The organism is Halosolutus sp. DAT137 (genome assembly GCF_059736405.1).
The window spans coordinates 26222-38374 of sequence record NZ_JCAQID010000005.1 but is presented as its reverse complement, the minus strand read 5'-3'; the positions used below and the strand labels follow the sequence as shown (position 1 = coordinate 38374).

General features: G+C 61.3%; 17 protein-coding genes and 1 pseudogene. 12 read left to right on the top strand and 6 right to left on the bottom strand.

The features are described 5' to 3' along the window. Positions 1–14: 14 nt before the first annotated feature. Positions 15–845: a protein sorting system archaetidylserine decarboxylase gene (locus AC6I6L_RS09185; RefSeq protein ID WP_497917454.1), complete on the top strand. Its 831-nt coding sequence runs from the start codon at positions 15–17 to the stop codon at positions 843–845. A gap of 87 nt (positions 846–932) precedes the next feature. On the opposite strand, the gene AC6I6L_RS09180 is transcribed toward AC6I6L_RS09185, so the two are convergent. Beyond that, positions 933–3164 carry an AAA family ATPase gene (locus AC6I6L_RS09180; protein ID WP_497917453.1) on the bottom strand — a complete coding sequence of 744 codons (2232 nt, stop codon included), beginning with the start codon at positions 3162–3164 and terminating at the stop codon, positions 933–935. Between the two features lie 170 nt (positions 3165–3334). Here AC6I6L_RS09180 and AC6I6L_RS09175 point away from each other — a divergent pair, with 170 nt between their 5' ends. After that, entirely contained in the window at positions 3335–3469 is a 135-nt protein-coding gene (locus AC6I6L_RS09175; protein ID WP_497917452.1) for a DUF7128 family protein, read from the top strand. A gap of 122 nt (positions 3470–3591) precedes the next feature. Here AC6I6L_RS09175 and AC6I6L_RS09170 read toward each other — a convergent pair whose 3' ends face one another. Both AC6I6L_RS09170 and AC6I6L_RS09165 read right to left on the bottom strand, forming a co-directional pair. Further along, positions 3592–3837 carry a DUF7508 domain-containing protein gene (locus AC6I6L_RS09170; RefSeq protein WP_497917451.1) on the bottom strand — a complete coding sequence of 82 codons (246 nt, stop codon included), beginning with the start codon at positions 3835–3837 and terminating at the stop codon, positions 3592–3594. Continuing rightward, entirely contained in the window at positions 3837–4277 is a 441-nt protein-coding gene (locus AC6I6L_RS09165) for a DUF5796 family protein (protein WP_497917450.1), read from the bottom strand. Before AC6I6L_RS09165 ends, AC6I6L_RS09170 begins: the two co-directional genes overlap by 1 nt. A 144-nt stretch (positions 4278–4421) precedes the next feature. Between AC6I6L_RS09165 and AC6I6L_RS09160 the strand changes: the two genes are divergently transcribed. The 6 genes and pseudogenes from AC6I6L_RS09160 (at position 4422) to AC6I6L_RS09135 (ending at position 7282) form a co-directional block, all read left to right on the top strand. After that, complete coding sequence (locus tag AC6I6L_RS09160) at positions 4422–5294, top strand: shikimate kinase (RefSeq protein WP_497917449.1); 873 nt, start codon at positions 4422–4424, stop codon at positions 5292–5294. Beyond that, on the top strand, positions 5291–5614 hold the full coding sequence (locus AC6I6L_RS09155; protein ID WP_497917448.1) for a chorismate mutase: 324 nt from the start codon (positions 5291–5293) through the stop codon (positions 5612–5614). The genes AC6I6L_RS09160 and AC6I6L_RS09155 overlap by 4 nt, the downstream gene beginning before the upstream one ends. 103 nt (positions 5615–5717) lie before the next feature. Further along, positions 5718–6002, top strand: coding sequence for a ribbon-helix-helix domain-containing protein (locus AC6I6L_RS09150; protein WP_497917447.1), 285 nt, complete (start codon positions 5718–5720; stop codon positions 6000–6002). Beyond that, positions 5995–6279: a type II toxin-antitoxin system RelE family toxin gene (locus tag AC6I6L_RS09145; protein WP_497917446.1), complete on the top strand. Its 285-nt coding sequence runs from the start codon at positions 5995–5997 to the stop codon at positions 6277–6279. The genes AC6I6L_RS09150 and AC6I6L_RS09145 overlap by 8 nt, the downstream gene beginning before the upstream one ends. 346 nt (positions 6280–6625) lie before the next feature. Further along, a complete protein-coding gene (locus AC6I6L_RS09140; RefSeq protein WP_497917445.1) occupies positions 6626–6856 on the top strand; it encodes an AF_0619 family ribbon-helix-helix protein in 231 nt (76 codons plus the stop codon). Between the two features lie 9 nt (positions 6857–6865). Next, positions 6866–7282 (top strand): annotated as a pseudogene (locus AC6I6L_RS09135) (PIN domain-containing protein). Between the two features lie 248 nt (positions 7283–7530). On the opposite strand, the gene AC6I6L_RS09130 reads toward AC6I6L_RS09135, so the two are convergent. The 3 genes from AC6I6L_RS09130 to AC6I6L_RS09120 form a co-directional block, all read right to left on the bottom strand. After that, positions 7531–7884, bottom strand: a complete 354-nt coding sequence (locus tag AC6I6L_RS09130; protein WP_497917444.1) for a type II toxin-antitoxin system PemK/MazF family toxin — start codon at positions 7882–7884, stop codon at positions 7531–7533. Continuing rightward, on the bottom strand, positions 7881–8120 hold the full coding sequence (locus AC6I6L_RS09125) for a hypothetical protein (protein WP_497917443.1): 240 nt from the start codon (positions 8118–8120) through the stop codon (positions 7881–7883). Before AC6I6L_RS09125 ends, AC6I6L_RS09130 begins: the two co-directional genes overlap by 4 nt. A gap of 194 nt (positions 8121–8314) precedes the next feature. Next, positions 8315–9280 carry an NADPH:quinone reductase gene (locus AC6I6L_RS09120; RefSeq protein WP_497917442.1) on the bottom strand — a complete coding sequence of 322 codons (966 nt, stop codon included), beginning with the start codon at positions 9278–9280 and terminating at the stop codon, positions 8315–8317. 149 nt (positions 9281–9429) lie between these two features. Here AC6I6L_RS09120 and AC6I6L_RS09115 point away from each other — a divergent pair, with 149 nt between their 5' ends. The 4 genes from AC6I6L_RS09115 (at position 9430) to arsB (ending at position 12058) form a co-directional block, all read left to right on the top strand. Then, positions 9430–9819 (top strand): VOC family protein, encoded by a 390-nt coding sequence (locus AC6I6L_RS09115; RefSeq protein WP_497917441.1) that lies wholly within the window; start codon positions 9430–9432, stop codon positions 9817–9819. 75 nt (positions 9820–9894) lie between these two features. Further along, positions 9895–10278, top strand: a complete 384-nt coding sequence (locus AC6I6L_RS09110; RefSeq protein WP_497917440.1) for a universal stress protein — start codon at positions 9895–9897, stop codon at positions 10276–10278. 236 nt (positions 10279–10514) lie between these two features. Next, the gene (locus AC6I6L_RS09105) at positions 10515–10907 is read left to right on the top strand and encodes an ArsR/SmtB family transcription factor (protein ID WP_497917439.1); all 393 of its coding nucleotides are present in this window, start codon (positions 10515–10517) and stop codon (positions 10905–10907) included. Further along, entirely contained in the window at positions 10904–12058 is a 1155-nt protein-coding gene (arsB, locus tag AC6I6L_RS09100) for an ACR3 family arsenite efflux transporter (protein WP_497917438.1), read from the top strand. Before AC6I6L_RS09105 ends, arsB begins: the two co-directional genes overlap by 4 nt. Positions 12059–12153: the final 95 nt, after the last annotated feature.

The following is a 12153-nucleotide window of genomic DNA, read 5'->3' as shown; positions in this document are numbered from 1 at the left end:
TCGTTACGTCGACCATGAACTTCGCGCCGGGGGCCTGGAAGTACGCCATCGTTCCCCTGCTCGCCGCGCCGTTTGCGCTCATCATCAGCGTTACTGCTGGCCTCGTGACGGCCGCGATCGGGGTCGCCACGCTCGCGTTTTTTCGCGATCCCGACCGGACTCCGCCGCCGACGGGCGTCGTCGCACCCTGTGACGGAACCGTCTCGGTTCTTCGCGAGGAGGGCGATCGCGTCCGTCTGGGGATCTTCATGAACGTCTGGCACGTCCACGTGATCCGTGCGCCCTTCGACGCGAGCGTGACCGAGGTCGAGCACGTTCCGGGCGCGAACCGACCCGCGTTTTCCAAGGATTCCGATCGGAACGAGCGCGTGCACGTTCGCGTCGAGACCGAGGAACCGCTCACCGGCGGGGAACCGTTCACAGACGAGGAACTCTCGACCGCAGACGAACCGTCCGAAACCGACGACGCAGCCACGCTGAACGACGCGACGATCACGTTCATCGCCGGTGCGTTCGCCCGTCGAATTCACCCGTACGTCGAGGCTGGCGAGGACCTCGATCGCGGCCAGCGAATCGGCCACATCGCGTTTGGCAGCCGGATGGACGTGTTCTTCCCACCCTCGATCAACGCTGACGACCTGGCCGTCGAGGTTGGTGACTCGATGACGGCCGCCGAGTCGGTAATTCTCGAGACGGACCCGGGGGATCCGTTCGAGATCGAGACGAACGCGGACAGCGTGGATGCGAGTGATTCGAACTCGGCTACAGGAGGGGGACCGGCCGGCGACGGCGACGCCGATGCCGACGAGTTCGGGGACTCCGACGCTACCAACGCGCCATCCTGACCGCCCGTCGATTCAGACTCGCAAGTCCGATCGTCCACTGATCGCGACTCGCTAGTCCGACCGTTCGTCGATCGCGTCCCCGTAGACCTACCGGCCCGAGGGGTCGACGCTCGATATCGCGTCTTCGAGATGGCGGCGTTCGATCACCACGCTGTCGGCGCGCTCGTTTGCGTCGTCGGGATCGTACTCACTCGCGACTTCTCGGATGGCGTTCATCGATGCGGTCCTGACGACGGCCTCCAGGTCGGCTCCCGTGTATCCTTCGAGTTCCGCCGCCAACTCCGGCAGATCGACGTCGTCGGCCAGTGGCTTCCCGCGGGCGTGGACCGCGAGGATCTTTTCGCGGGCTTCGAGGTCGGGTTCCCCGACCAGGACGTGCGTGTCGAGTCGCCCCGGTCTGAGCAGGGCGGGGTCGATCTGATCTTTGCGGTTCGTGGCGGCCAACACGACGAGATTCGGGTTCTCGCGCATCCCGTCCAGTTCCGTCAGGAGCTGTGAGACGACCCGTTCGGTCACCTCGTGACCCTCGCCGCGGGCGGCCGCGATCGCGTCGATTTCGTCGAAGAAGACGATCGACGGGGCGGCCTGCCTGGCTCGCTCGAAGACCTTGCGGATTGCCTTTTCGCTCTCGCCAACGTAGCGATCGACGATCTCGGGGCCGTCGACGCGCACGAAGTTGACGTCGGTCTCGCCAGCCAGCGCACGGGCCAGCAGCGTTTTTCCGGTCCCCGGCGGGCCGTAGAGCAGAACGCCCGACGGTGGATCGGTGTTCGTCTCCTCGAAGAGTCGATCGTAGGTCAGCGGCCACTCGACGGACTCACGGAGGGTCTCTTTGGCGTCCTCGAGTCCGCCAACGTCCGTGAAGTCCGTCGTCGGTGACTCTGCAACGTACTCGCGCATTGCGGATGGTTCGACGGAGGCGAGCGCGCTGTCGAAGTGGGCCTTTGTCACCGCGGGGTTGCGGTCCCACTCCTCGCGTTCGTCGGCGTCGGTGGGTCGGGTCCGGATCGCCGCCATCGCGGCCTCGCTGGCGACCGAATCCAGATCGGCACCGACGAAGCCGTGGGTTCGCCGCGCGATCGCGTCGATACTGACCTCCTCAGCGAGGGGCATCCCCCGCGTGTGGACCTCCAGAATCTCCTTGCGGCCCGCCTCGTCCGGAACTCCGATCTGGATTTCACGATCGAAGCGCCCGCCGCGTCGAAGCGCGGGATCGATCGAATCAACCCGGTTCGTCGCGCCGATGACGATCACCTCGCCGCGGGCGTCCAGCCCGTCCATCAGCGTCAGCAGCTGGCCCACGATCCGGTTTTCGGCGTCGCCGTCGTCGTTTCGGGTGCCGGCGATCGAGTCGATTTCGTCGAAGAAGACGATCGCCGGGGCGTTCTCCTGTGCTCGTTCGAAGGTCTCCCGGAGCTGTTCTTCGGACTCGCCTTTGTACTTCGACATGATCTCGGGGCCGGAAATCGTCTCGAAGTAGGCGTCGACCTCGTTGGCGACGGCGCGGGCGATCAGCGTTTTACCGGTCCCGGGCGGGCCGTAGAGGAGGACGCCCGACGGCGGATCGACGCCGAGTCGCTGGAACAACTCGGGTTCGGACAGCGGCAGTTCGATCATCTCGCGAACGAGTTCGAGCTCCTCGTCGAGGCCGCCGATGTCCTCGTAGGTCGGTCCCGAGGTGGCTTCGCGATCGACGCCGGCGGATGCTGCGTCCATCTCGGCGTTACCTGCGCGCGCGTCGGTACCGGTGTGGGATCCTGCTGACGATCCGGACGGTTCGCTGGGGTCCGTAGCCTGCTCCGGATCCGAACCGACGACGCGAACGCTCGTCGTGCTCGTGATCCGAACGTCGCCGGTCGGCGTCGTGTCCGCGACAGTAAACGGGTCCTGTGCGACGGCGTCGATTCGGATCTGTTCGCCGGTCCGAACCGGCCGATTCCGAAGGTGTTTGGTCGCCTCGCGCTCGGCAACCTTTCGTTGGCCCGCCGCTAGCGAGGCCGGCGGCGACAGCGTTACGCGCTCGGCTTCGCTGATAGCGGATTGCTCCATCGCCCGAACAGTAACCGTGTCGCCGACGTGAACGCCCGCGTTGGCCCGCGTGTCGCCGTCGATCTGGATCACGTTTTCGGGAACGGCGGAGTCGGCCGGCCACAGCTTCGCGATCGTGGTGTGATCTCCCGCAATGACGATCGTGTCGCCGCTCAACACGCCCAGCTGCCGGCGAGCGAACTCCGGGATGCGGGCGACGCCGCGGCCGGCGTCTCGCTTCTCGGCGGCGCGGACGGTCAATGTCACGCCGTCCGATTCCGACTGGCTCATGGGCGTAGTTGCCTCGCCGCCGTCTTGAGAATTGTCCTCGTGGATCGATTACCTGTTGTTTTCGTTCGTGAGGTCGATCCGATCGATCACCCGCGTCTCTCGCGAACGCAGCCGATCCCAGCGGCCGGTGCCGGAGCAACGCCTTTGGGGGTCGGTGTGGACGCCTCTGTATGGTGGTTCAGACCGAACGAGACGACGCCACCTGGTATGAGTGTGAAACCTGTGGGCTGCTGTTCGACGAGCGGGCGGAGGCGACCGAACACGAAGATCACTGCGACGACGCCGACCCGTCGTACATCCAGTAACCAGGTGGCCGGCAAAATCCCGTAATCAGACGCGTCTCGTAATCAGGCGTGTCCCGCGCTCAGACGCACGTTCAAACGTATCGACTCTCTCCTGCGTGTGGGCAGTTCGAGTTATCGACAATTCATTCGAGTCGATCGCGGTGCTCGGCCGCGAGGTCTCGAGCCTGATCCAGGGTATGGGTCTCCGTCCAGCGAACCCGCTGGGCATCGCCGTAGGCTAACGCGGTCTTGAGTTCGTCGCGCAACACGCCGTGGTCGACTGCCTGTACGGTCCCGTCAGCAGCACCCAGTTCGTAGACGCCGGGCCGATCGGGAACGCTGCGGACGGTCTCTCGATCGAGGTCGCGCCACGGTTTTTGTAGGGGCATCAGGTGTTCTCCTCGTCCGCCACGACAAGTTCGTAGGCGTGCTCGCTCATCTCGTCTTCTGCGAAGACGAACACCCGCCCATCGACGATCGAGAGGTCTGCCTCCACGCGGATCGAGTAGGCTTCGGTCGCGACCGTAACGCCCGGAAACAGTTCCTCTTCGTCGCTTCGATCGAGCATGATACGGCCCACCCCTGTCGACTGGAGGATCTCGTCGTGCGTGTTGCGATCGTTGACGTAGGTCATCACACCCTCGACGCCGTCGGGATCGGTGACGAGAACGTGGACCTCCTTGCCTGGCGGCGTCGTGATCGCTCCCTCGACGGGTTCGGGTGGTCCGTGGTAGAAGACATCTCGCCCGTCGAGATACTGGACGACGACACCGCCCTCGACGAGGTCGACGCCGATCGTGCTGGGTGGGACGTTGCTGCGCGCGCTCATACGCCGTGGTTCGACCGCGCTGGGGAAAAGCGACCGGTTTCGGCTCGTCTGGGCTGACCGTTGGGACACGCGGATGCGGTGGCGACCGAGACCGAATCCGCGTCGATCGTCAGCGGTAAATACGCGCCCTGAATGAGGTGTGATATGAACGGCCGTGCCGTTGCTCCTGCAGCGGGGACAATTCTCAACGCACTCGCGACCGGCACCGGATCGGCGTTCGCGATCGATCTCGAGACGACTGCGACGGTCGAACTCACCGACGACGGCGACATCGTCGGCGAGATCGCAGGCCAACCGAAAGCGGACGCGACGTTGATCGAACGCTGTGGCGCGCTCGCGATCGAGGAGTACGCAGACGACGCCGGAGTCGACCCTGCGACGACTGGAACCCGTATCCGAACCGAAAGCGAGGTGCCGATGGCCTCCGGTCTCAAGAGCTCGAGCGCTGCGGCCAACGCGACCGTCCTCGCGACGCTCGACGCCCTCGGGATCGCTGACGATATCGATCGCGTTGACGCCTGCAAACTCGGCGTTCGGGCGGCCCGCGAAGCCGGCGTAACGGTGACGGGCGCGTTCGACGACGCCAGCGCGAGCATGCTCGGCGGCGTGACGGTTACGGATAACACGAGTGACGAACTCCTCGCCCGAGAGTCGATCGACTGGCACGCCCTCGTCTACACCCCGCCGGAGCAATCGTTCAGCGCGGACGCGGACGTCTCGGCGTGCGAGCGGATCGCCCCGATGGCGAACCTCGTCGAGGAACTCGCACTCGACGGCCGGTACGGCGAAGCGATGACCGTCAACGGCTTTGTTTTCTGTGGCGCACTCGACTTTTCGACCGGCCCGATGATCGATGCCCTCCCCGACGTGATGGGCGTCTCGCTATCGGGAACCGGACCGAGCTACGTCGCCGTTGGCGACCGAGACACGCTGGAAACGGTCACCAAACGGTGGGCTGAGCGTGACGGAACGACACGATTACTTCGCACCCGGACGGACGGAACACGAACGACATGACTGGAGACGCTACCACCAACGAGAGAGACGAGGAGGATCGCTCGCCGGACGAGATGGGCCTCGAGGAACTGCGCGAGGAGATTCAGATGATCGATCGCGAAATCGTCGAACTGATCGCCCAACGAACGTACGTTGCGGATACGATCGCGCAGGTTAAAGCGAACCGGAACTTGCCGACGACGGACGAAACACAAGAACAGCAGGTGATGAATCGCGTCGGGAGAAACGCTGAACAGTTCGATGTCGACTCGAATCTGGTGAAGGCGATCTTTCGGCTCCTCATCTATCTGAACAAAGTTGAGCAGCGTGAGAATAGGTAGCAAGCAACACGCATTTTACGTACCTACTATCGTTTCTCTCCGTCAATAGCTTCAGTGTTTGAACGGCGAAACACCTACAGTAACACGCGGGTAATACATCTGTATGTCCGAAGCGGTCACAAACAACGGCGACGACGAGATCGTCACGGTGAACTTCAAAGTCAAACGGTCGTTTCTCGACGAAATCGAAGACACGTGGCAAGGACGAGGATTTAACAGCCGGAGCGAATTTATTCGGTATACCTTGCGTGATGCCGTCGAACATCCCACGTTCGACCGCGACGAACTCGTTGCACTCCTCCAAGCCGAAGAGGACGTTCGTGAACAACGGACGATGAGTTCCCAAGAGGCACGCGAACAATTCGGCACTGACAACGCGAATGAGTGAGGACGGCTGGACGTGGGAACTCGCATCGAAAGCACAGGACGATCTCGATGCGCTCAACTCGATTGAGCAGCAGCGCATCATCGACAAACTCGACGAAATCGTCGATTCTCCGTGGCGAGACCCGCCGGAGTATGGCGAGCCGCTCCAGAATAGCTCACGTCGGAAGGTACGTATCGGCGAGTTCCGTCTTGCGGTCACTTTCCGCCGGGATGATCACCGAATGGTCGTTGCTCGAATCAAACGTCGTGGAGGCGCGTATACAGCTGACGACGACTGAGTAGCTGTACTGGAAACCGGCAACGTAGACGAACTCTGTAACATCAGTTCGAGACCTGAACAAGGTCGAGCAGAGGGAAAGCAGATAACGTTCAAAACATACGTATTAGGCCCTTTATCACCAAAATAGAGGTCTGAAATTCGTTTCAGAGGGAGTGTTCTCGTTCGGTCAGAGTCGATGAGCAGCCGGAAAACCGGATACTCGTCCACGTCGAATCCGTTCCAACAACACGGCACGAGCACTTCGCTCAGTCTCGATGAGAAGAACACCGCGAAACTGGCAGTCAGTTCTTGCTGCTGTGTTTCCACCCAAAGACACAAGATTCTGTGTATCAATAGTTCTCTGTATGCCCAGTATTACCGTCAATGTCGACGACGATCTCAAAGACCGAATGGAGCAACATCCGGAGATCAACTGGAGTGAGGTCACCCGCCAGGCCATCCAGGAGAAGATCGAGACACTCGACGTGATGGACGAGCTCACGTCCGGGAGCGAACTCACCGAGAGCGACGTCGCGGAAATAGCCAACAAAATCAACGGGAGCGCACGCGACCGCGTCGAAGAGGATTTGGAGTAGTCCCGACGAATGAAGCTGGTTGTAGACGCCAATGTCGTCATCTCCGCGCTCATCGCCGACTCGAAAACCCGCGAACTCATCGTTACGCTCGAACCCGATCTCCTGACACCCGAGTTCGTCCACGACGAAATCGAGAACTACACGGAGTTGATCGTCGATAAATCCGGGATGCAACCGAATCGAGTCGCGCAGTTTATCGACCTTCTGTTTCAGTATATTGAGGTCGTCCCCGCCAGCAAGTTCTATCCCCACATCGAGGAGGCCGACGCAGCGATCGGCGAGACTGATCCCGACGACGTGCTCTACGTCGCGTGAGCCCTCGCCAGTGACGCGGACATCTGGAGCAACGACACTGACTTCGATGAGCAAGATGTCGTCGAGACCCATTCGACGTCCGACGTGATCGGCTCGTTCGACACGCGCTAGCCAACCGATACTAACGGTTGTAGGTTACGACGTTTTTGTTTATATATGCTGCCTAGTGAAGGGCGCTGTACCCTGTATTCGACAGGATCATTTTGTAGCCAGACGTTGTTTTCGCGAGAATCCATGGTGGATATCAGCTACCTGAACAAGGTGGAGCAGCGCGAAAGTCGGTGAAACCGTATTTCGTCGGGCTTCGAGCAAACAGTGAGCGAGTCGTTCTTCGAAGGTAATTCGGAAAAATCGGTGACTCAATCCAGCCCGAGACTCAGTTTCAGTGCTTCGTCCATCTCGGCCATGGTCGGCTCGCTCAGACTCCCAACAACCGAATGAAGCCGCTTTTCGATAGAGACGACGCGGATCTGGTCGAGGCGAACTGAGGAGTCCTTCTCGAACGGTGATCCGTTCTCTTCGACTAGCACCTCGAACGGGTAGCCTCGATGCGTACCTGTCACCGGAGCAACGATGGTCGTACTGGAGTTGCGATTTCCAATATCGTTTTGCACAACCACCGCAGGTCGAGTCTTTTTCATCTCGTGGCCTTCGGCAGGGTCGAGACGAACGACGACGACATCGCCACGCTGAACCTCGGTCTCGTCCCTCATTCATCCAGTCCGTTCCACGCCTCGTCAGATGCCCCCTTCCACTCCTCAGCGAGATGGTCGGCGCTCTCGGAGGCCTCGCGGTACGCTGCGGCTAATTCGTCCTCGTCGGGTCGATCAGATTCGACTTCGACGACGGCTACGGTCACGCGCTTGTTCGCGTACTCCGTCCCAAGGTAGATTCGACCTCGGTCGTCGGTCTCGTTAGTTCGCAGGTCGTCAGCATCCACTTTCGTCATGGTGTCCGCTACGACTCACTTCTGGATAAGCCTTACCCACTATTACCCACGAGGGTTGTTTTTTAGTGAACACTCCATGGATTTTAGCCGTCTGAACAAAGTAGAGCAGCGTGAGAATTGGTAGTGAACGACACGAATTTCGTGTATCCACTATCCGTCCGGGGGGCCGCCGCCAAAAACGCGCTCGGGGACGTCTACGGCTCGATGACGAGTTTTCCGAACACGCTATCTTCCATGACGGCCCGCTGTGCCTCGCTCGCCTCCGCGAGGTCGTACGTCTCGTCGATCGCAATCGAGAGCGCACCGGTGTTCATGAGGTGCGCCACGCCACGCAACGGAACGCGAATGTCGGGCGTGTTGAACATGCTCATGAACTGGTAGCAGACGTCCTTCGATCGGGCCGCGCCGTCGTTCGTAAAGGCCGGATCGGGAGAATTCTCACCGATGCCGACGACTCGCGCGCCTGTCGCCGCGACGTCGGCGTCGAACTGGAGATAGTCGTCGAGTCGGTGGTCGAGGATGGCGTCGACGCCGCCGTCGGAGGCTTCGATGACCGCCTCTGCGAGATCATCCCGGCCGTAATCGAGGACGGTCTCAGCGCCGAGGTCCGCAAGCGCATCGTGATACTCGGGCGCGGCGGTCGTGATGACCGGCGAACTGACCGCAGCAGCGATCTGAATCGCGACGTGGCCGACGCCACCGGAACCGCCGTGGATCAGCGAGTATTCTGCTGGATCGAGGTCGGCGTAATCGACCAGCGCCCGCCAGGCGGTGACGGCGACGACGCCGGCCGCACCAGCCTCCGTCGCGTCGACGCCGTCGGGAAGGTGGACGACGCGATCGGTCGGCACCGTCGCGTACTCGGCGTACCCACCCTGCAATGAGGCGTTTCCGATGCCTGTTCCGAAGACGCGATCCCCGGGTTCGAACCCGTCCACGTCGGCACCGACCTCGGTCACGACGCCAGCGAAATCGACACCCGGCGTGAATGGAACCGAGACCGGTTCGTACGATCCGTCCCGGAAATAGGTGTCGACGGGATTGACGCCCGCGGCACTGACTTCGACCAGGAGTTCGTCCGCATTCGGATCGGGACGATCGATCTCGTCGACCTGTAACACGGCCGGACCTCCGTGTTCGTGTAGACGTACGGCGTGCATGTCGGATGGACCGACGCGACGAATCGGCATAACAGTACTCATGAGTCCGAGGGCCGCGATTCGTCGCACGTGGCCCGGTCCGTCCCAGCGGAGATGGGGAACACCGCAGCGATGGAACAATGTACGGTGCCGTCAGTTGATCCGAACGCATGGACAGCCACCACACCGCGGTTCGCATCAGCGATCTGGACGCGACGAAGGCGTTCTACGAGGACGGTCTCGGACTCGAGTACAGTCACGATTTCCACACCGACGACGGCGTTCACAACTACTACGTGACCGGTGACAATCTCGGGACTGCGATCCAGTTCGTCCACGATCCGGACGCGAATAGCGAGGTCGAGCCGTCGGGAATCGTCCACCTCGCGATCGTTCTCGACGATGCCGAAGCCGTCGACGAGCGCTTCGATCGGGTGGTCGATCGAACCGACTGCCCCGTCGTTCGGGCGCCGACGACCATCGAGGCCGCGAACGCGCGTGCGGCGTTCGTCGAGGACCCCGACGGCTACGAGGTCGAACTGTTCTCGACACTCGACTAGCGACGAGTCGTTCGGTCACCGCTCGCCGGCGGACGTCCCCGCGGGTTCTTTGCGAATGCCCGCCCTGAAGCCGGTATGGAGTATCTCGTTGGGACGGACTCCGTCCACACGACCGCGGCGATCTGTGACTATCTGGACGATCGAGCGACGGCCGACGACGAGGTAACGGTCGTCTCGGTCGCACCGCCGGAGGACCCGACCGCAAACCGGGATAGCATGGAGGCGCTGAACGTCGCACCGGTTCGGCTGGCCGCGATCGGGTCGGTCGAAACCGAACTTCTGGAAGGGGAGCCTGCGACGGAGTTGCTCGCGACCGCCGGCGAACTCGAACCCGACGAGATCGTCATCGGCGTCCACAGCGGCAGGCCGGGAGCGCGATCGGACCTCGGAGGGACGGCCCAAACGCTGCTCTCGAACGCGTCACGGCCAGTCGTCGTGGTGCCGATACCGGACCTCTGAGCGCGATCGCTGTCTGGGTTTGTCCGAGTGAGAGTGCTGGCATCGTCGCAGTCGTCGCGCAGTCGTCGCCGGTCCCGAACACGACGATTGTGCAGTTGGTGCAACGTATGAAGAATTGAGAGAGCTCTCAGATAGAATCGTCCCTTTTGACTACTAAATAGATTCTGGTGCGTGTAAATCGGTGATCGCGTAATCAATCAGAAGTTATAATTGAATGATTACGCAAGCCATTCGTGATGGCTCAAGCGACGGACCGACTCGAACGGTATCTGGAAGAGGAACTCGGAGCGTGTCGGAGCGAGGATCTCGAGCACCGGCTCGACGAACTCAGTACACTCGAAGCAACACTCGGTTCGGCACAGGTTGAATCCGAACTGCAACTGGTGTCGGCGCTCGCAAACGAGACGCGCTACACGCTCGTGCGGGTTCTCGTCGCTGCGGGCGACGAACTCTGCGTGTGCGAACTCAACGCGGTCGTCGACGTCACCGAGAGCGGTCTCAGCCACGCTCTCTCGAAGTTAGTCGACGCTGGACTCGTCGACAGTCGAAAAGACGGCCGCTGGAAAAAGTACCGTGCAACGAACCGGGCCGTCGCGCTTCTCACGCTCCTCGAAGGGTGTGCCGAATGACGGAATCCACCCACGAGCACGGGCCTGACTGTTCGTGTGACAGCTGTGGCGATCCGCGATCGATGGACTTCCTGGACAAGTACCTGACCGTCTGGATTTTCGGTGCGATGGCGATCGGGATCGGGTTCGGGTACGGTGCGCCCGAGAGCGCGGCACGGATAACCGAATTGCCCCTCGTCGAACTGGGACTGATCCTGATGATGTACCCGCCGCTGGCGAAGGTAAACTACGGGCAGTTGCCGACGGTATTTCGCAACTGGCGCGTTCTCGGATTGAGCCTCGTCCAGAACTGGCTTCTCGGGCCGACGCTCATGTTCGTTCTCGCGATCGTCTTTTTCAGCGGCGCGTTCTTCGGCCTTCCCGCCCGGCCTGAGTTCTTCCTCGGATTGATTTTCATCGGGATGGCTCGCTGTATCGCAATGGTTCTCGTCTGGAACGAACTCGCGGAGGGGTCGAACGAATACGCCGCCGGATTGGTCGCGTTCAACAGCGTGTTTCAAATCCTGATGTACGGGGTATACATCTGGATCTTCGCAACGGTCCTTCCGCCGCTTCTGGGCATGGAATTCCTCACCGCCGAGTTCTCGATTACGACGATGCAGGTGTTCGAAGCGATCGCAATCTTCCTCGGTATCCCGTTCGCAGGAGGAGTTCTCACGCGCTATGTCGGCGTAAAGCAGAAAGGTGAGGAATGGTATTCGGAGACGTTCATCCCGACGATCAGTCCGATAACGCTGATCGCACTGTTGTTTACCGTTATCGTCATGTTCTCGACCCAGGGAGAAACCATCATTTCCGCGCCGCTCGATGTCGTCTGGATCGCGATTCCGCTCACGATCTACTTCGTGGTGATGTTCCTCGTGAGCTTCGGAATGGGCCGTGGAATCGGGGCTGACTACTCGACGACGACCGCGATCGGGTTCACTGCGGCCTCGAACAACTTCGAACTCGCTATCGCGGTGGCCATCGCCGTTTTCGGCGTCGGCTCTGGCGTCGCGTTTGCGACGGTGATCGGACCACTGATCGAGGTCCCCGTCTTGCTCGCGCTCGTTCACGTCGCGCTGTACTTTCAACGGCGGTTCGACTGGGACAGCGTCACCGTCGGACAACTCACCGGGTCGTCGGAGTCAGGGGTAATTGACGACGATTGAGGACGAACACCACACGTACGAGTGGGTATCCACTCGATCGACAACGTAGCGACGCGCTGTGCGTTGTGGAACCGACCGAAACGATCTCGGAGACG